The organism is Pseudomonas thivervalensis (assembly GCF_001269655.1).
GTDB lineage: Bacteria > Pseudomonadota > Gammaproteobacteria > Pseudomonadales > Pseudomonadaceae > Aquipseudomonas > Aquipseudomonas thivervalensis.
Window position 1 is genome coordinate 103,386 of record NZ_LHVE01000007.1, and the last position, 21,335, is coordinate 124,720.

A 21,335-nucleotide genomic window follows, 5' to 3' on the forward strand; every position below is an offset into this window, starting at 1 on the left:
CGCCATTCGAAACGAGGGGCGGTATGGGCTATCTACTGTTTGTGACATTGATCCAGGCGTTTTCCTTCAGCCTGATCGGCGAGTACCTGGCCGGGCATGTGGACAGTTATTTCGCGGTGCTGGTGCGCGTGGTACTGGCGGGACTGGTATTCATTCCGTTGACGCGCTGGCGCCAGGTGGAGCCGTCGTTCATGCGCGGTATGCTGTTGATCGGTGCCTTGCAGTTCGGCGTGACCTACGTCTGCCTGTACCTGAGCTTCCGGGTGTTGACGGTGCCCGAGGTGCTGCTGTTTACCATCCTTACACCTTTGCACGTGACCTTGATCGAAGACGCGCTGAACCGTCGCTTCAATCCCTGGGCACTGATTGCGGCGCTGGTGGCCGTGGCCGGTGCGGCGGTGATTCGTTATGACCGGATCAATCCGGACTTCTTCATGGGCTTCTTGCTGCTGCAACTGGCCAACTTCACCTATGCCGCCGGGCAGGTGCTCTACAAACACCTGGTGGCCCGCCACCCGAGCGATCTGCCGCATTACCGGCGTTTCGGTTACTTCTATCTCGGTGCGCTGATGGTGGCGTTGCCGGCGTTCCTGCTGTTCGGCAAGTCCAACTTCTGGCCCGAAGCGCCGTTGCAATGGGGTGTGCTGGTATTCCTTGGCCTGGTCTCCACCGCGCTGGGGCTGTACTGGTGGAACAAAGGCGCGTGCCAGGTCAACGGCGGGACGCTGGCGGTGATGAACAACCTGCACGTGCCGGTGGGGCTGCTGGTGAACCTGCTGATCTGGAACCAGCACGAGGCACTGGGGCGATTGCTGCTGGGTGGGTCGGTGATCTTGGCGGCGGTGTGGATCAGTCGGTTGGGGGTTCGCCAACCGCCAGCTACACGCTGACCCCTTGTGGGAGCGAGCCTGCTCGCGAAGGCGTCGTGTCAGTCGGTATATCTGTTGTCTGACACTCCGCTTTCGCGAGCAGGCTCGCTCCCACAAGGGATCTCTGGTGTTTGAGGGGCATGGTGTTTGAAGGTCAAACCACCTGCTTCTGCGGCTCCGGCAGGTGGCTCGCCCCCAGCACCGCCGGCAACAATCCCGAGCGCAGGTCCGTGCCGCTCGGCTGCTGGTACAGGTTCAACCCGAACTCCGGCATCACCGCCAGCAGGTAATCGAAGATATCTCCCTGGATGCGCTCATAGTCCGCCCACGCGGTGGTGCGGGTGAAGCAGTAGATTTCCAGCGGAATGCCCTGGGCAGTGGTCTGCATCTGCCGGACCATGCAGGTCATGTTCGGCTGGATTTCCGGGTGGCTCTTCAAATAGGCCAGGGCATAGGCACGGAAGGTGCCCAGGTTGGTCATCCGCCGGCGGTTGGCCGACATGGCCGCGACGTTGCCCTGGGCCTCGTTCCAGGCCTTGAGCTCGGCCTGCTTGCGGCTGATGTAGTCGGTCAGCAGGCGGACCTGGGTCAGGTGCTGTTCCTCCTCGTCATGCAGGAAACGCACGCCGCTGGCGTCGATGAACAGGCTGCGCTTGATCCGTCGCCCGCCGGACTGCTGCATGCCACGCCAGTTCTTGAAGGACTCGGACATCAGTCGCCAAGTGGGGATCGAGACGATGGTCTTGTCGAAGTTCTGCACCTTGACCGTGTGCAGCGTGATGTCCACCACATCACCGTCGGCGCCGACCTGGGGCATCTCGATCCAGTCGCCGACCCGCAGCATGTCGTTGCTGGTCAACTGCACACTGGCGACGAACGACAGCAGCGTGTCCTTGTAGACCAACAGGATCACCGCCGACATCGCACCCAGGCCCGACAGCAGCAACAACGGCGAGCGGTCGATCAGCGTGGCGACGATGATGATCGCGCCAAACACATACAGCACCATCTTCGTCAGTTGCACGTAGCCTTTGATCGAGCGAGTACGCGCGTGTTCGGTGCGTGCGTAGACGTCCAGCAGGGCGCTGAGCAGGGCACTGAGGCTCAGCACCATGAACAGGATGGTGAACGCCAGGGCGACGTTGCCCAGGAAAATCATGCTGGTCTTGCTCAGTTCCGGCACCAGGTGCAGGCCGAATTGGATGATCAGCGACGGCGTCATCTGCGCCAGGCGATGAAAGACCTTGTTCTGGCGCAGGTCGTTGACCCAATGCAAGGCCGGTTGCCGCCCGAGCAATTTGGCGGCGTGCAGAATCAGATAGCGCGACACACGCCCCAGTACCAGGGCGATGACCAGCAGCAACATCAGGGCGAGGCTGGAATGCAGGAGCGGGTGCTGGTCAAGGGCACCCCAGAGGTCTTGGAGGTTGACCCAGAGTTGTTTGATGTCCATGGACGAAACGATTCTTCTATAAAGACGCGACGGCGCGATTAGAGCATTTAAGCCCGCTCAAGTGACCGTTGATGCAATAACGGCTGATAAAAATGCACTGATTTACCGCCGTTTGTATAAAGAAACTCGGCCTTCGCGCTCGAAACCGTTACCCTATGCAGCTGTTTTTTTGCATTTCTTCGAGGTAGCACCCGTGTTTTCCCAATTCGCCCTGCACGAACGCCTGCTCAAAGCCGTGGCCGAGCTTAAATTTGTCGAGCCAACGCCGGTGCAGGCAGCGGCTATTCCGCTCGCGCTCCAGGGGCGTGACCTGCGGGTGACGGCGCAAACCGGCAGCGGCAAGACCGCCGCATTCGTGCTGCCGATCCTCAACCGCCTGATCGGCCCGGCCAAGGTCCGCGTCAGCATCAAGACCCTGATCCTGCTGCCGACCCGTGAACTGGCCCAGCAGACCTTGAAGGAAGTGGAGCGCTTCTCGCAGTTCACCTTCATCAAGTCCGGCCTGATCACCGGCGGTGAAGACTTCAAGGTCCAGGCCGCGATGCTGCGCAAGGTGCCGGACATCCTGATCGGTACACCGGGGCGGATGATCGAGCAGTTGAACGCCGGCAACCTCGACCTCAAGGAAGTCGAAGTGCTGGTGCTGGACGAAGCCGACCGCATGCTGGACATGGGCTTTGCCGAAGACGTGCAGCGCCTGGTGGACGAATGTGTCAACCGCCAGCAGACCATGCTGTTCTCCGCCACCACTGGCGGTTCGGGCTTGCGCGAGATGATCGCCAAGGTGCTGAACAACCCCGAGCACTTGCAGCTCAACGCGGTCAGCCAACTGAACTCCACCACCCGTCAGCAAATCATCACCGCCGACCACAACCAGCACAAAGAGCAGATCGTCAACTGGTTGCTGGCCAACGAGACCTACGAAAAAGCCATCGTGTTCACCAACACCCGGGCCATGGCCGACCGTATCTACGGTCGTCTCGTTGCCCAGGAATACAAGGCGTTCGTACTGCACGGTGAGAAAGACCAGAAGGACCGCAAGCTGGCCATCGATCGCCTCAAGCAGGGCGGCGTGAAGATCCTCGTCGCCACCGACGTCGCTGCCCGCGGCCTGGACGTGGAAGGCCTGGACATGGTCATCAACTTCGACATGCCCCGCAGCGGCGACGAATACGTGCACCGCATCGGTCGTACCGGCCGCGCCGGCAATGACGGCCTGGCGATCTCGCTGATCTGCCACGGCGACTGGAACCTGATGTCGAGCGTCGAGCGCTATCTCAAGCAGAGCTTCGAGCGCCGTACCATCAAGGAAGTCAAAGGCACCTACGGCGGACCGAAAAAGGTCAAGGCCTCGGGCAAGGCCGTGGGCGTGAAGAAGAAAAAGGTCGACGCCAAGGGCGACAAGAAGAAAACCGGCGCCAAGGCCCCGACCAAGCGCAAGACCGCCAACCGCCCGAAGACCGACGCCCCGTCGCTGGTCAGCAAGGACGGCATGGCCCCCCTCAAGCGCCGCAAGCCAGAGGCGCCGGCGGCTGAGTGAGTCGACGGTAGTGCTTGATAAAAGAACCGGACTTTGAGTCCGGTTTTTTTATGCGTGACTTAAAAACCCAAGATTGGCGCAGATCCCTGTGGCGAGGGAGCTTGCTCCCGCTGGGCTGCGCAGCAGCCCCCAACAAAACGGTTTGATTAACGCGCGGATACCAGACTTTTGGGGCGCTGCGCACCCCAGCGGGAGCAAGCTCCCTCGCCACAAAAGCTGACCGTGCTCGCTCGGCAATCACTCTGCCTTCTTCTGCGCCTCTTCCAACTCCTGCAAACGCTTATCGATCAACTGGCACTTGTCCGGCACATCCTTGCTGGCAGTCTCCATGTCCATTTTCTGCAACTCATCGTTGATTTCCTTGGCCTTGGCCGGGTTCTGTTCGGTGATCTTGGTCACTTCCTTGGCCAGTTGTTCACGCTTTACGGTCGCTTCCTCAGGCGTGCAAGTGGCCCAGGCGGGCAGGGCGCAGGTAAGGGACGCGGCGGCGGTGAGTGCAATGAGGGTTTTCATGGCCTCGTATTCCTTTGTTGGGCGGTTAAACGGTGGAGGCCAGCCTGGGAAGAAAAGTTCATTTGACGATCGAGGCTTCGCTTTCGAAAGAGGGTCGCCGATTTCTGATGAATGGACGGGCTAATAGCCTCAAAGCCCAATCCATTTAGTTGACGTCAAAATGATGGCTCATTAATATCGCGCCACTATTTTGATGTCACTTTCCGCTCGAGGGATCGAACATGTCCTCACCCGCCTTTTGGGCGAGGTTGTGCGTGGCTTTGCTATGCCTTTCTCCACTGACCCTGGCTCACGCCGCCCCCACGCCTGGCGACACGGACTTGATCCGCGAGCGCCAGAATCGCTTGCTCGAAGAGCAGCGCCGTCGCCTGGAGGAACTCAAGGACCTGCCCGGGAAGGAGGCCAAGCCGAGCCAGCCAACAACACCTGCCGATAGCCGTTGCTTCCCCATCAAGACCCTCGAGCTCAAGGGCGCCGACAGTCTTTCCGCCGGCGAGCGCGAGCAGTTGCTCAAGCCCTACATCGGTCAATGCTTGGGCGTGCCGCAGCTTAACGAGCTGCTCAAAGTCATCACCGACCATTACATCGAAAAAGGCCTGGTCACCAGCCGCGCCTATCTGCCGCAGCAGGATCTTTCCAGCGGTCAGCTGCAAGTGCTGGTGGTGGAAGGGCGGCTGGAAGGTCTGAAGGGCGCCGAGACCAGCCAGCTATCGGACCGCGAGTTGGCGATGGCCTTTCCCGGCAAGGCCGGTGACCTGGTCAACCTGCGGGAAATCGAGCAGATGGTCGATCAGCTCAATCGCCTGCCGTCGAACCAGGCAAAGATGGAACTGACCCCCGGCCAGAACGTCGGCGGCAGTGAGGTGCGGGTCACCAATGAACCGAAAAAGCCTTGGCGCGCCGGCCTGTCGCGCAGCAACGACGGCCAGCGCAGCACCGGCGAGCAGCAGTGGGGCAGCAGTTTCGAATGGGACAGCCCCTTGGGCCTGGCCGACCAGTTGATGTTGCGCGGCGGCCACGACGCGATGACCGACCACCAGCACACCTCCAACAACGCCATGCTCTATTACAACCTGCCCTGGGGCTGGTGGAACGTCAGTTACACCTACAGCCAGAGCGAATACCGCTCGCAGATCCCGGCCAACGGTTTCAACTTCAAGCAGACCGGCGACAGCCAGAACCATCAGTTGCGGGTCGAGCGGGTGATCCACCGCGACGCCCTGAGCAAGACCTCCCTCAATACGGGCCTGGCGTACCTGCGCACCAACAACTTTATCGAAGACAGCAAGCTGGCGGTGAGCAGCAATCGGCTCAGCGAAGCGCAGTTCGGCATCAACCATGGCCGGCGGGTTGGCAATGCTTTCGTCAACCTCGACTTGGGCATGCAAGAGGGGATCGGCGCCTTCGATGCCCAGGACGACAACGATCCGGGTCCCGGCCAGGCCGATGCCCGCTACCGCAAATACACCGCCACCGCCAGCTACCTGCAACCGTTCCAGGTGTGGGGCGAGTCCTTCAGCTTCAGCAGCCTGATGACTGGCCAGCGCAGCGAAGACGTGCTGTTCAGCCCGCAGCGCATGAGCCTGGGCGGCCAGTCATCGATCCGTGGCTATAAGGATCAGTCGCTGTCCGGCGACAGCGGCGGCTACTGGCGCAATGACCTGCGTTGGAGCCGCCCGGTGACCCTGGAATGGCTGCGCCCGGTGTTCGCCGAATACGGCACCAGCTTCGGTTACGACCAAGGCGTGATTCGCGGTGATCGCTACAACGGCGATCAGCACGGGCGCATGTCCAGCAACTCGCTGGAGCTGTTCGCCCGTGGTGAACACCTGAACGCCAGCGTCACGTTCGCCCATTCCCTGGAACGCCCGGATGCCCTGACCGAGCGCGAAGCGCCGATCTATTTCCGCGTGGATGTATCCATTTAATTTTGCTGCAACGAGACCTGAACATGGACGACCGCCAATACACCTTCCTGGCCCGCCAACCTTCCGCTGCCCTGCAACCCCGCGAGCAGTTCTGGGGCATGCCCAAGCGTGGCCTGGCGTTCCTGTTGGCCAACGTCATGTTCTGGCAACCGATGTGGGCCCAGGCCGACGGCATCGTGGTCAGCGCGCCGGGCACCGGCCTGGACCGGGCGGGTAACGGCGTGCCCATCGTCAACATCGCCAAGCCCAATGGCAGCGGCCTGTCTCACAACCAGTTCAGCGATTACAACGTCGGCAGCAACGGCGTGATCCTCAACAACGCCACCGCCCGCACGCAGTCCACGCAACTGGGCGGGATCATTATCGGCAACCCGAACCTCAACGGTACGGCCGCCACGACCATTCTCAACGAGGTCAACGGCGGCAACCCCAGCCAGTTGCGCGGCTACACCGAAGTGGCGGGGCAGTCGGCCCATGTCATCGTCGCCAACCCCTATGGCATCACCTGCAATGGTTGCGGTTTTATCAACAGCCCGAAAGTGACCTTGAGTACCGGTAAACCGATGGTGGAAAACGGTCGGCTGGATCGTTATCAGGTGGACCAGGGCAGCGTCGCCATCGAAGGAGCGGGCCTCAACGCCAACAACGTTGATCGCTTCGAAATCATCACCCGCAGCGCCAGGATCAACGCCGAAATCCAGGCCAAGAACCTGACGATTGTGGCCGGACGCAACGACGTCAACGCCAATACCCTCGACGCCACAGCCCGCGCCGATGACGGCAGCGCCAAACCGCAACTGGCCATCGACTCCTCGGCCCTGGGGGGCATGTACGCCGGCGCGATCAAGCTGGTGGGCACCGAGGCCGGCGTCGGCGTGAAGCTGGACGGCAAACTGATCGCCAGCGGCGGCGATATCCAACTCGATGCCAATGGTCACTTGAGCCTGGCCGAGACGTCGGCCAGCGGCGCCATCAACGTCAAGGCTGTCAGCCTCGATGCTCGGGGGGCCGCCTACGCGGGGACCACGCTGAACGCCCAGACACAGGGCAACTTGAGCAACCAGCAAACCCTCGCGGCGCGGGACAGCATCACGCTGAATGCGGCTGGGCAACTGAGCAATAACGGGATTATTGAAGCGGGGGTCAATGCTGATACGACGCGCAATGCGACGGGGGATGTGAGCCTCACGGCGCAGAGCCTCGGCAACAGCGGCAGCGTTATTGCCAGCCGCAACCTGACGGCCAATGTTGCGCAGACGTTGAGTAACCAGGCCGGCACCCTGAGCGCCGGGCAAACCGCGACGATCAAAGCCGGGACCCTGGACAATCAAAACAAGGGCAGGGTGCTGAGCGGCACGACGCTGAACATCACCGCCGATAAGCTCATCAACGCCCGGGGCCTCGTCAGCAGCAATGGCAACCTGACGGCCAATGTCGGGCAGTTGAACAACAACAGCGGCGAACTCAACAGCATGAGCAACGTCACGTTGCGCGTCGCTTCGCTGGATAACGTGGCCGGTCTGGCGGCGGCGGGGCAGATGCTCGACATCAACGCCAGCGGCCAGGTGAACAACCGCAGCGGACGTCTCTCTGCCAGCAAAAGCGTTCAACTGACGGCGGCATCACTGGACAATACGGCAGGCCGATTGCTCAGTGACGGAGCGCTCACCGCCAGCATTTCGGCGCAGTTGCTCAATCAGGCCGGGTTGCTGTCATCGACCGGGCTGCTGACCCTCAACGCGACGAGCCTGGATAACCGCCAGGGCGGCGTCGTCACCGCCACCCAGGCAGCCAGCCTCAACGTCGGCGCACTGGATAACCGCGGCGGCGAAGTGTCGAGCCAGGGCGTTCTGGCCTTGCTCGGCACCGAACTGGACAACAGCGAGAGCGGCAAGCTGATCGCCTATGGCGACTTGCGCCTGACCCTCGAACGCTTGACCAACCAGACCAAGGGATTGATTTCCACACGGGCGGCCTTGGCGATCGACGCGCAACGACTGGATAACCGCCAAGGATCGCTTTATGCACAGCAAGGCCTGAACCTGAACCTGGGTGGGTCACTGCTCAACGCCCAGGGCAGCGTGAAAAGCGACACCACGGCCAGCCTCAAAGCAGCCGAGATGAATAACGACGGCGGCCAGATCTCCGGCATCGGTGCGTTGAGCCTCGACAGCGCGGGTACTCTGAGCAACATCGGCGGCAACGTGATCAGCAGCGATACGCTGCTATTGAAGGCCGGCCAGGTGAATAACACCAATGGCCGCATCGCCAGTGCCAAAGCCCTGGATGCCAGTGTCACTGGCCTTGATCAACAGAACGGCCAATTGTTCAGCAACACCCGCCTTTCCCTCGACCTCAACCATGGGCAGTTGAATAACCAGGGCGGGCTGATCAACACCCCGGGCAGTCTGTTGTTGAAAAACCTGGCGGCGGTGAACAACCGCGACGGCGAAATCTCCAGCGACCAGGCGTTCAGCCTGAATGCCACGAGCCTGGACAACCGCGCCGGTTCGATCGTCAGTCAGCAGCGTCTCGATCTGGTCGTTGACCAAGCGTTGAATAACGCCAAGGGCCTGATCTCGGCCAACGGCCTGGACGTGCGCGCTGCGAGCCTGGACAACAGCGGCGGCAACCTGGGCAGCGATGCGGACCTGAGCGTAAACATCGACGGCACGTTGACCAACCTTGACGGCGAAATCTCCAGCGCGGGCCTGACCCGGCTCAACGCGATGGTCTTGAATAACAGCAACGGCCAGGTACTGGGCGACAGCGCCTTGAGCATTGATCTTGGCGGCGCGCTGGACAACCGCAATGGCGTGCTCGGTTCGGGCAAGGCCGTGGATATCAAGACGGCCAGCCTGAACAACAGCAACGGCGGCCAATTGATCAGCGACGGCAGCCTGACCGCGCGCATCAGCGGCCAGCTGGACAATCAGAACCAGGGCGAAGTGCTTGCCAAAGGCGCGCTTGACCTGCAAACCGGCCACCTCGACAACCGCGGCGGTCGCCTGGCCGGCAATGACCTGCTGACCCTGCACAGCGATTCGCTCGACAACCGTGGCGGGAGCCTGCGCGCCGACAAGGCGCTGCAATTGACGGTCGATCAACTGGATAACCGTGATAACGGCGTCATCGCGGGCAAAAGTAGCGTCACCTTCGAAGGCTCGCGTCTGGACAACAGCGCGGGTCTGCTGACCAGCGTCGGCCCGCTGACCTTGAAGGCCGCTGAAGTGCAGAACGGCCTCGGTCGTATTTCCAGCCAAACCGACCTCGCCGCCGTTATCGATACCCTGCAACAGCAGGGTGGTGCGCTGGTGGCCCAAGGCAACTTGAGCCTGACCGGCAACACGCTGGATAACCGCAACGGCGGTTTGGTCGGCACTACAAAAGCGCTGGATCTGCAGGTGGGGCAGATCGACAACCGCGCGGGCGAACTCTCCGCAGGTCTTGGCCTTAAGGTGGGCGGCCAGCGCCTGGACAACAGCGAGGGCGGCAAACTCATCGCCGGCACTGACCTGGAATTGAAGGTCGCTGAGCTGATCAACCAGAGCAAAGGGCTGATCCATGCCCAAGGCCGCATGACCCTGAGCGGCACCACGCTGGACAACAGCGAAGGCGTGCTCAACAGCCTCAACGGTCTGGTGATCACCCTCGATCACGCACTGTTGAACAACAAGGGGCTGATCAGCAGCGAAGGCGAGTTGAGTGTCGACGCAGGCAGTCTCGATAACACCGCGGGCAGCCTGAGCAGCGCCGCTCTGTTGTCGATCATCAGTGCTGGCGCGTTGATCAACCAAGGTGGCTCCATCAGCACCGACGCCGCGTTGACCCTCGAAAGCGCCAGCCTGGATAACAGCCAAAAGGGCCTGATCTCGGGCAAGGCCGCGACCCAAGTCACCACCGGTGCCCTCGACAACAGCCAGGGCGGGCGCCTGACCTCGGGCACTACGCTCACGCTCAACGCCACGCAGGTAAACAATGCCTCAGGCCGTATTGCCAGCAGCCAAGCCCTGACCGCGTCAGTCACCGGGCTGGATCAGCAGCAAGGTGAACTGTTCAGCAACACCCGCCTGAGCCTGGACCTGAACCACGGTCAGTTGAACAACCAGGGCGGCCTGATCAACGCCTCGGGTGCGTTGTTGTTGAGCAACCTCAAGGACGTCAATAACCAGGACGGGGAAATCTCCAGCCAGCAAGCCTTCACCCTGACCACGCAAAACCTCAATAACAGCGGCGGTAAATTGCTGAGCAGCCAAGGCCTGATGCTCAGAACCGCCCAGGTGCTCAACAACGCCCGTGGCGTGATCTCGGCAGCGTCCCTGGACAGCCGCAGCGCCAGCCTGGACAACCGCGATGGCCTGATCAGCAGTCGTGACCGCCTCGACCTGAACGTGGCAGCCGTGTTCGACAACCAGCGCGGCTCGTTGATTGCCGACGGTGCACTGTTGCTGGTCGCTGATCGCCTGGACAATCGCGCCGGGAATATCGCCGGCAAGACCGGGCTCGATGCCACCCTCGACAGCTTCGATAACCGCCAGGGCACGCTGATCAGCACCGACGCCCTGACGCTGAAGGCCGCCAGTCTCGACAACCGTCAGGCCGGTTTGATCGGCGCGACAAAAGCGCTGGAACTCGACGTTGACGATCTCGACAACCGTGGCGGTGAGCTGTCGGGCAACGCGGACGTCACGCTGCTCAGCCAGAACCTCGACAACAGCGACGGCGGCCAGGTGTTCGCCGGGCAAGCGCTGAAGCTGACGGTCGATAAACTGCTCAACCGCACCAAGGGCCTGCTCAGTGCCAAGACTCAGTTAAGCCTCGATGGCGGCTTCCTAGACAACAGCGGCGGCTACCTGATCAGCCAGCAGAACCAGCGCATCAACCTGAGCCGCGATCTGCTCAACACCCAGGGCCAACTCAGCAGCGAAGGCACGATGAATGTCAGCGCCGCCAACCTGACCAACACCGGCGGCAGCCTGTCCAGCGCGGCGGACCTGACCGTGCACAGCCTGGGACGTCTCGACAACCAGGGCGGCGAACTGGTGACCGACGGCGCGTTGTTGCTTACCAGCGCGGCACTGGACAATCGTCAGCAGGGCAACATCAGCGCTAAAGGCGCGGTAAACGTCACTACCGGTGCGTTCGACAACAGCCAGAAGGGGCGGCTCAACAGTGGCAGCACGCTGGATCTCACCGCTGCCCAGGTCACCAACCAGGAGGGCGGTCGCATCGGCAGCCAAGGCGCGTTGACCGCCTCGGTTTCCGGCCTGGATCAACAGGGCGGTCAACTGTTCAGCAACACCTCGCTGAGCCTGGACATGAACAACGGCCAGCTCAACAACCAGAGCGGCTTGATCAACGCCCCCGGCGCGTTGCTGCTGAAAAACCTCAGCGGCGTGAACAACCAGGCCGGCGAAATCTCCAGTGCCCTGGCCCTCACCCTGGCGGCTAAAAACCTCAACAACGACGGCGGCCGGCTGCTCAGCAACCAGGGCCTGACCCTGCGCATCGCCCAGGCGCTGAACAACGTCAAAGGCCTGATCGGTGCGGCCAGCGTCGATACTCATGCTCAAAGCCTGAACAACAACGGCGGCACGCTCACCAGTCGTGGCAATCTGATCCTGACGGTCGATCAGCAACTGGATAACCAAGCTCAAGGCCTGATCAGCGCCGCGCAGTTGCTCACGCTCAACAGCGGCGACCTGAACAACCAGGGCGGCAGTGTGCTGGCGGGCGGTGCTTTGGTCCTCAATGCCATGGCCCTGAACAACAGCGCCAATGGCCTGATCAATGCCCAAGGCGACCTCACCCTCGGGGCCGATTCGCTGGACTCCAGCAACGGCGGCGAAGTGTCGGCCAAGGGCGACATGAATCTGACCCTGGCGGCGCTGACGCAAAACGGTGGTCGTCTGTTGGGCGAACAGGCCATGACGCTGAACCTGGGCGGCCATGACCTGAACAATCGCAATGGCTTGATCACCGCTAAAGGTCCGTTGACCCTCAACGGCCTGCGCGACCTGAATAACCAGGGCGGTGAAGTGTCCAGCAGCCAGAGCTTCACCCTGGCCGGACGCACCCTCGATAATACCGGTGGCAAGCTGATCAGCAGCAACCTGCTTAGCCTCAACGCCACCAGTCTGATCAACCAGAACGGCTTGATCTCTGGCTGGCAGGGGCTGGACGTCAGGGGTACCAGCCTCGACAACCGCAACAACGGCACGCTCTCCAGCCGCAATGGCGACGTCGGCGTCACCCTCAGCGGAGCACTGCTCAACAGTGGCGCCGGTGCGCTGGTCGGTCAGCAAAAACTCACCGTCAGCGCCGCCAGCCTGGACAACAGCAGCGGCGGGATTCTGTCCAGTGGCAGCGACCAGACCCTGACGGTCACTGGCGGTCTGCTCAACAACGCCCAGGGCGGCCTGATCGACAGCGGCGCCCTCCTGGTCATGAACGCCATCACCCTGGGCAATGCCGGCGGCACCGTCAACGCGCAAAAAACCTTGAGCTTTACCGGGACCACACTGGACAACAGCGGCGGCAGCCTGATCGGCAACGCCGCCGTGACCCTGGATCTGCTTGGTGCCCTGACCAACACCAATGGCAAAATTGCCAGCGTCGGCCCATTGCGGGTCGAACGCGCCACACAGATCAGCAACCAGGGCGGCCAGATCGCCAGCCAAGGTTTGTTGACCTTGCTCACCGACAGCCTGGACAACAGCAATACCGGCACCGTCGCCGCGAAAAATGCGCTGGTGATTACTGCCTCCGGGGCCGTGCAGAACCATAACAACGGCCTGATCTACAGCCAGACGGCCGACGTTGCACTCGATGCCGCGACCCTTGCCAACGGCCAGGGTGAGATGCAAGGCCAGACTGGCCTTAAGCTTGAACTGGACGGCAATCTGGATAACCAGGGCGGCAAGCTCATCGCCCAAACCGGCGATGTCAACGTGACCGCGGCGAATATCGACAACCGTGGTGGCACCCTCGCCAGCCTCAAAGGCGCCCTTGAGGCGAGAACCGTGGGCGTGCTGCGCAACGGCTTCGATGTGAACAACAAGGGTGGCGTGATTCAAGGCCAACGCCTGGACCTGCGCGCCTTGGCCGGGCTGAACAACAACGGTGGTCGAATCGCCGCGCAGGCCGGCGATGTCGTCATCGACACCGCCAGCTTCAACAACCGCAGCGGCGGTCTCTATGCCTCTGGACTGATCAAGGTCGCCGGCACCGGAGCCAGCCTGGACAACACCGCCGGGCAGATCGCCGGCAACGCCATCCATTTGGATCTGGACGGCGCCCTGACCAACCGTGGCGGCATTCTGGAAAGCGACAGCACCTTGGTGGTGAGCGCGGCAAGCCTCGATAACCAGACCGGCCAACTGCGGGCCCTCGGGGGCGCGGGCAAAACCGATTTCCAGATCGGCAGCCTTTTCGACAACCGCAACGGCAAGCTGGAAAGCGCCAACACTCACCTGACCCTGTCCGCTAACAGCTTCCTCAACAGCAGCGGCCAATTGCTGCACCTGGGCGACGGCACCTTCGACATCTCCCTGGCCAACGTCACTGGCGCCGGCGGCGACATCGTCACCCGTGGCGGCCTGACGCTCAAAGCCGACACCTGGACCAACACCAGCGCCATCCAGGCCGGACGGCTGACGGTCGACGTCAACAACTTCACCCAGACCGCGACGGGGCAGTTGCTGGCTTCGACGCAACTGGAAGGTAAGGGTGGGAATTGGGTCAACAATGGGTTGATCGCCAGTGATGGTGGCCTGAGCTTGCAGTTGACCGGGCGGTACAGCGGCAATGGCCGGGTCACCAGCCTGGGCGACATGACGGTAGATGCCGCTGCGATCGACTTGAGTAGCGTGGCAAGTATCACCGGCGGCGGGACCACGACGATCGGTGGGCGCGGTGGCCTGGGTAGCCTGAACAGCTACGGGCGACTGACATCGGCGGGTGCGCTGAATATCACTGCGGGCACCATTAATAACTATGGGACGGTTGCCGGTGCGGATGGTTTGAAACTGACGGCTTCGACCTTGTTGAACGACCAGGGTGGGTTTTTGTTTAGCGGTGGGGACATGAAGTTGCGGGTGGGGAGTTTTACCAACCGTAAGTCGGATGTTTATGCCCTAGAGAACATTGATGTAGCGCGCAATGACCTGGGGGGACGGTCGGCGTTGATGGAGAATGATTCGGGCACCATGGAGAGTGGGCGGGATTTTTCCATTAATGCGGATTCGATTATCAATAAGCGGGGGGATTTTAAGACTGAGGCGGAGTTGTATTCGTCGGCGTTGGGCTTTCGTTGCAACAGTTGTGATTCGCTTCCTCAATATGGATACGAACAGATACCCTACTACCTAGTCTATAAGCAGCAGTACCGTGTCTTGATATCCGGGGACTCTACCGCAGGGGCGGCCTCATTGAGTGCTGGGAGAAATTTAACTGTCAATGGTGCGTCATTTCTTAATTCAAACTCAACTACTGCAGCTGCAGGTGATATTTCTATAGTCGTCGATAATTTTGAAAATTCCGGCACGGCGCTGGGGGACTATACGAGTTATCAATATATAAATTATAATAATATCCAGAATGGGGAAGAGTTGCAGAGGGTTGTGGATTATAACTTATACAATGATTCTGGCTACAATAAGGATATTCGTTTTTGGAATGCTGCGGGGAATGAAAGTTTTGTTCTGTCGCGTAATTTTATGACCACTAACAAACCTGTAGATAGGGAATATTATCAGATTGTTGGTCCTGTGGTTAATATGGTTGATAGCTATAGCGGTGGAGGAACAAAAGTAGTAGTTTTTAATGAGTCTAAGTATTCTTCGGGTGTTCGGACCGAGTTGCCAGATTTTATAAAAAGACTTGTTCCATTTAAACAGGAGGTTTTTACTTCTACCGCATCCGATAGTTTTGCCCCAGCCATCATCCAAGCCGGCGGCAACGTCTCCATTACCGCAACAAACAAAATCACCAACGGTGTGGAGCGCCCATTCTCCACCGGCATCACAACGTCGTCCCGCAACACCACAACCGCCGCCGCAGGATCAGGCAAAACCACGGTCGTGACCCTGAACAGCCAACTCCCACCGGACTTGGCCCAACAACAAATAAACCCCCTGACACTCCCCGGCTTCAGCCTCCCCACCGGGCAAAACGGCCTGTTCCGGCTGAACGGGCAGGGCGCCAGCGACACGTCAGCCTCCCAGACCCCGGTCGTGGCGCAGAACTGGACAATCGGCGGCGCCAGCGTGAGCGCATCGAATCGATCCACCGCCGCGCCGATCACCAATGTGCGCGACATCGAGATCGCCGATGTCACCCAGGTTTCCGCCGCCGAACGACAGGTGCAGTTGTTGACTCGTGACAACGGCGGCGTCACCGCCGGCGCGTCCGCCATTCAGGTCACCGCCCCAACGGACTCATCCACAGGCACGCCGCAACTGCCAGGGCATAGCCTCGATGGCACCATCACCCGTGGCGCCGACATTGCGCTGGACACTTCGGGCACGCCGCCAATTGGCGTCAGTCGCCCAACCGACGCCTCGGTAAGCGCGCCAGTGCCTGTCACCGGTCAAACGGTGGCGCGGGTCACGGGGCTACCCAGCACAACCGTGGCTTCCAAACCGCAAAAATACCTGATCGAAACCAACCCGGTCCTTACCAACCTCAAGTCATTCACCAGCTCGGATTATCTGCTGACGAAACTCGGCTACGACGCGGACACCAGCGCCAAGCGGTTGGGTGACGGCCTGTTCGAACAACGACTCATCCAACAGGCCGTCGTCGCCCGCACCGGCCAACGCTTCATCGACGGCCAGACCTCCGACGAGGCGATGTTCACGTACCTGATGAACAACGCCATCGCCAGCAAGGACGCCCTCAACCTGTCGGTAGGCGTCACCCTCACCGCCCAACAAGTCGCCGCCCTGACCCACGACATCGTCTGGCTCGAAGAGCACGAAGTGAATGGCGAAAAGGTGCTGGTGCCGGTGCTGTATATGGCCCAGGCCAATAACCGTTTGGCACCCAATGGTGCGTTGATCCAAGGCGGGGACGTCAATCTGATCGCAGGGCAGGCTCTAGCTAACGCGGGTACATTGCGTGCCACTGATAAACTTTCCGCTAAAGCGGGCAGCGATCTCACCAACGCTGGGCTGATCGAAGCGGGCGGTCGACTTGATCTTCTGGCCGGTAACAACCTTGTCAACAAATCGGGCGGCATCATTGCCGGTCGTGACGTGAGCCTGACCACCACCCACGGGGATGTGATCAATCAACGTGATGTGACGGGTATCGATACCCGGTTCGGCAACAACTCAACTCATCGCGATTATCTTGATAACGCTTCCAGAATCGAGGCAGCGAATGACCTGCAAATCGATACCGGTCGAGACATCAACAACATTGGGGGTGTTGTTCAAAGCGGACGTGATCTGGAGCTCACTGCCGGTCGTGACGTGAATATCACATCCATTCAGGACCGCAGTACGGTTTCGCGAGGCAACAACTTCCTCAACCAGACCATCAAGCAGCATGGCGCGGAAGTTACATCTGGGCGGGATCTCTCGATTAGCGCTGAGCGTGATGTGACAGCCATTGCCAGTCGGCTGGATGCCAAACGCGATATTGAGATGGGCGCGGGCTCCGATCTCCTTATCACGTCGGCCGCCGATACGAGCGATTTTGTTTCCCGCAGCAAAAGACGCAAGGAGGAAAAACACAGCGTCACACAGCAAGCTTCCTCGCTCAATGCTGGCCGCGATATTGCGCTCTACGCGGGCAATGACTTGGGCGTTATCGCCAGCCGAATCAAGGCCGAAGAAGACATCAGTCTCGACGCTGATCAAGACGTCATCATTGCCTCCGCACAAGATGAAAGTTCTTCTTACTACTACAAGAAGAAAAAAGGTTCGTTCGGTCGGAGCAAGACGACGGAGAAACAAAGTTACAGCAGTACCAATGTCGCCTCGGTCATCGAGGCGGGACGGGATCTGACCGTTAACACATCCGTCGACGGAGATGGCAATGTCAGTCTGAATGGCGGGCGAAATGTCACGGTTATCGGTAGCGAGCTGAAGGCCGGCAGTGATCTGGTCGTTGGCGCCACCGAAGACGTGGCGGTAGTTTCCGGTACTGAAGAAAGCGGGGCCTACAGCAAAAAGACTAAAACCGGTTTGTTCGGCCTGTCCAAAAGCGGCAAAAGTCAGTTGCAGACTCATGTGACTCAAGTGGGTAGCGAATTGAGCGCTGATAACGATGTGGTGGTCATTGCCGGCCATGACATTGGCATGCAAGCGAGTGAAATCACAGCGAAAAACAATGCAGAGTTGCACGCGGGCTTGGTCGATAAGACCGGCGACATCAGTCTCACCGCTGCGGATGATCTAGCTTACAGTCGGGTCGAGGAATACAAGAAAAAGGTGGGCCTGTCTTTCAAGGACACGGTTGGCCTATTTGCTGGCACGCCTGGGGCAGGGGCCGACATTACCCTGAGTGCATCCCATAAAAAAGGCCGCGAAGTGGTCAGCAACACCAGCGTCGGCAGTCAGATCACGGCGGGGAACGATGCCATACTGGACGCTGCCCGAGATATCAACATCGTCGGCAGTGGCGTCAGCGCTGATCGGAATGCGACGCTTGATGCCGGCCGTGACGTGAACATACTCGCCGGTACCAATCAACACAGGAGCAATAGCTGGAAAACCGATAAAAGCTACGGCATCAAGCAGGATGTCGATAGCAACGGCTTTACCACGTTCGTGGGCAATGAAACGATCAAGAAAGGGCGTGATGCCAACGGCAATACGGCGGCAGGTAGCCTTGTCGAAGCAGGGCATGATGTACGGATTGATGCCGGACACAACATCAATCAATTGGGTTCTGACCTCCAGGCCGATAACGACATCAAGTTGAAAGCGGCTCATGACATCAACATCCTTGCCGTCAACGAGCGTAATCAAGTCACCACCACCGAAAGTGTAAAACGTAACGGCACCACGACCACTGTTGCTTACAACTTCGGCAAGACCATGGATACCTTGGGCGATTCGGGTAAGGGTGAAGACGGTGTCAGCAAAACGTCGAGCGTGTTGAAAACTGTCGATGCGCTGGATCAGTTTTTTAGCGGACCCAAATTTGACGGGCACATTGGCGGTTCAAGTACGAGCGAGAGTCAGACCCAAACATCACTGACTAATCGCCCTTCAAGTCTTTCGGCCGGTAACGATATCAGCCTTGAGGCCGGTAACGACGTGAATGTAGCTGGCAGTCGGTTCGACGCTGGACATGACATCAACGTCAGTGGACGCAACATCACGCTCGATGTAGCTCACGGGGCTGAAAGCACGGATAGCCGTCAAACCCAAAGCAAAGGCGGTGTGAAGGGCGGGACCACCGGCGGTTTCAAATTGGGTGTCGGGGTGAGCAACGCCGGCGGCAAAGACGAGTCGACACAGGGCACCTCCACGGCGACACAGCTCAACGCCGGTAATGACATCAACCTGAACGCCAAAAACGACCTGACCCTGATCGGTACCGAGGCGAATGCCGAGCGGGATATCAAGCTCAAGGCTGGTAACGACCTGAAGGTCCTGTCGGCGCAAAACGCCTCTAGCAGTGAAAGCAGCCGCCGCAGTTGGGGAGCTGAAGGCGGCCTCATACTGGGCCAAGACGGTGTTGGTGTGTATGGCAGCGTTAATGTCGGCCTTGGAAATCTGGAGCGAGAAGGGATCCAGCAGCAAGAGGCGTACCTCTACGCCGGCAACCAGCTGAACTTTGAGAGCGGGCGTGACACTACCGTTGCTGGTGCCACGTTACGCGGGGATGAGGTGATCGGTGATGTGGGTCGTAACCTCACCGTAACCTCGGTGCCGAATACAGGCAAAGCCGAGGGTAAAGAGTTCGATGCGAGCCTTACGGTCGCCGTAAGTTACGGTGTAACCGTCAGCGGCTCGGTGGGTTACGGCCAGACCAATGGCAAAACCAATTGGGTCGAGAACCAGACAGTCATCAGCGGCAAGAACAAAGTCGACATCCGTACGCAGGACCATACGCAGCTGGATGGGGCGGTAGTGGCTGCTGATAATGGCAACTTGAAGCTCGATACCGATACATTGGGTTTCCGCGATATCACCGGCAAAGACAATGAGCACGGTTACTACCTGAATGTCAGCGGTAGCTACAACACTGGTGGTGGAGCGCAAGCCGACAAACCCAACAAGGGCATGGAAGGAAAGGAGAAAAATAGCTGGGCGCTTGAGGGTTACAACTACAACAAGGATCGTGAGCAAATTCTCCGCGCCACGGTGGGGGCGGGTGAGATTGTTGTGCGTGACGACAATGTCACGGGTACGGCCTCAACTGCGGGGCTCAATCGGGATGTGAGCAAGGCGTACGAAATTACTAGGGATAAGGAGCATCGGACGGAGCTGTATGCGTCCAGTACTTCTGTCGACGCGGTACTCGATCCGAAAAAGACACTCGACACATGGGAAAAAAGCGTTGAGAACTACGGCGAAAATAGTCTTGAATCGTTAAATATTTTAACGGACTTGCTTTTCGGTGCTGCCAATATTGCGGTGGGCAATAGTTTTGACGATGCAAACAAAGTCACTGCAATCCGAGCCTTTAAACGGCAGTTGGGTAGTCGTGATGCCGAGCGCAGAGAAGTAGTCGCGGGCGATGCATTACGGGATATTACTAACGGTGCTGAAACGGCTGAGGTGCAGGCCCTTGCGAAAAAGATAGCCGATATGGCAGGTCAAAATCCCGATCAGGCGTACCGGATGTTGGTGTTGCTCCAAAACATGCAGAATCCTCATCCTGAAGTCTCGAATTTTGTACCAATACCCCTGGTGGCCGGCGGCGCCATTGCCGCTTTGGGGGCGGCGTTGCTTTCAACCGAAAACTCGCCACAAAACCAAGAAAACTTGCGGGTGGTGGCGAATTCGGTTGTAGCCTCTTTGGACGAGGCCGGTTACGCAGGGCAACAACAACTTTCGTTGTCGGCGGAGCTTTGGCTCTTCATATTTGGCACCACCTTTCCAGTTAAATTGCTTGATCCTAAATACGGGATACTAGACTACCCGGCAGAAGATACCGATGTACTTCATCCTGTAAGCATCGGAGATGGAGTTGATCTACCTTCTGTGCCAGGCAGTACCGATGGTAGTCCGATTGTTGAGGGGGGAGGCACCAGTTATACCAATCCTTCTGTTGACAATCCCTCGCCGGGTATTCTTTACAGTTTACCTTGGGGGCAGTCCGCGGAAGATTTTGAGAAGAGCCTAGTTGGTCTTCCCTACGATGAAAGGGTCGCGGTTGTAAAAAGCAGGGGGAGGGAGTTGGCTAAGGCATTAGGCTGGAAGAAAGATAATCGCCTAACAAGAATAAACGATCGAGACGTGTATACGACGGGAGACGGGTTCCTTTATGCTTTGGACACTCAGCATGGTAGGCTGGAGCAGGTGCATGGCAAAACAGGAAAACACGTTAGCGAGTTTTATTTTGATTTGGTTGCTGTCCCTAATTCAAAGGACACATCTGGTGGGCATGATTTGAGGGTTAAGTAATGAAAGGTATAAAATTAGTCGATAGTTTGGCTCCGGCGGTAACTCGTGGGCAGATATTTCGACTCCCTGCTCGATGGCCGTATGAGGAAATCGTAGATTTCATGGTCGTTGATATCCCAGACGACCAATACGGGCATTCTATTGCTGTTGCCTCCGGTAATAAGGCAGGGCTTTTAGTGGTGCGCTTGCCTGTTGAAAGTCGCTTTTCAGGTACTCGAGAAATCTCGAGAGAGTGGCTGGTTGAAAATTGGGCAAAATGGATATATCCCGACTGCCCTGTTGAGAAGGTTTATTTATTTAAGCAAGCAGAGATTCCTTCTGATTTGATAGATCGTTAAAGTGTTGGCTGGTTATGGTTGTTAATCGGGATCGGATCCTGAGGGGGGCCCACAAATCTACTCCAGGCTCTGCGGCTGATAATGCACCCCGTTGCGCAGGGCCTGC

General features: G+C 59.2%; 7 protein-coding genes. 5 read left to right on the forward strand and 2 right to left on the reverse strand.

Annotation, left to right across the window (positions count from 1 at the left end; translation table 11 throughout):
- Positions 1-23: 23 nt before the first annotated feature.
- The gene (locus tag AD659_RS08360; RefSeq protein WP_053120162.1) at positions 24-890 is read left to right on the forward strand and encodes a carboxylate/amino acid/amine transporter; all 867 of its coding nucleotides are present in this window, start codon (positions 24-26) and stop codon (positions 888-890) included.
- A gap of 133 nt (positions 891-1,023) precedes the next feature.
- Here the strand turns inward: AD659_RS08360 and AD659_RS08365 are convergent, their stop codons facing one another.
- Positions 1,024-2,322, reverse strand: coding sequence for a mechanosensitive ion channel family protein (locus AD659_RS08365; protein WP_053120164.1), 1,299 nt, complete (start codon positions 2,320-2,322; stop codon positions 1,024-1,026).
- 193 nt (positions 2,323-2,515) lie between these two features.
- Here AD659_RS08365 and AD659_RS08370 point away from each other — a divergent pair, with 193 nt between their 5' ends.
- Complete coding sequence (locus tag AD659_RS08370) at positions 2,516-3,862, forward strand: DEAD/DEAH box helicase (RefSeq protein WP_053120166.1); 1,347 nt, start codon at positions 2,516-2,518, stop codon at positions 3,860-3,862.
- 237 nt (positions 3,863-4,099) lie between these two features.
- On the opposite strand, the gene AD659_RS08375 is transcribed toward AD659_RS08370, so the two are convergent.
- Complete coding sequence (locus AD659_RS08375; protein ID WP_053120168.1) at positions 4,100-4,375, reverse strand: hypothetical protein; 276 nt, start codon at positions 4,373-4,375, stop codon at positions 4,100-4,102.
- A 221-nt stretch (positions 4,376-4,596) separates the two neighbouring features.
- Between AD659_RS08375 and AD659_RS08380 the strand changes: the two genes are divergently transcribed.
- From AD659_RS08380 to imm45, 3 genes are read left to right on the forward strand one after another with little or no spacing between them, the layout of a single operon-like run.
- On the forward strand, positions 4,597-6,303 hold the full coding sequence (locus AD659_RS08380; RefSeq protein ID WP_053120170.1) for a ShlB/FhaC/HecB family hemolysin secretion/activation protein: 1,707 nt from the start codon (positions 4,597-4,599) through the stop codon (positions 6,301-6,303).
- Between the two features lie 23 nt (positions 6,304-6,326).
- Positions 6,327-20,891 (forward strand): hemagglutinin repeat-containing protein, encoded by a 14,565-nt coding sequence (locus tag AD659_RS08385; protein ID WP_082343533.1) that lies wholly within the window; start codon positions 6,327-6,329, stop codon positions 20,889-20,891.
- The gene (gene imm45 / locus AD659_RS29120; protein ID WP_197676978.1) at positions 20,891-21,229 is read left to right on the forward strand and encodes an Imm45 family immunity protein; all 339 of its coding nucleotides are present in this window, start codon (positions 20,891-20,893) and stop codon (positions 21,227-21,229) included. Before AD659_RS08385 ends, imm45 begins: the two co-directional genes overlap by 1 nt.
- Positions 21,230-21,335 lie beyond the last annotated feature (106 nt).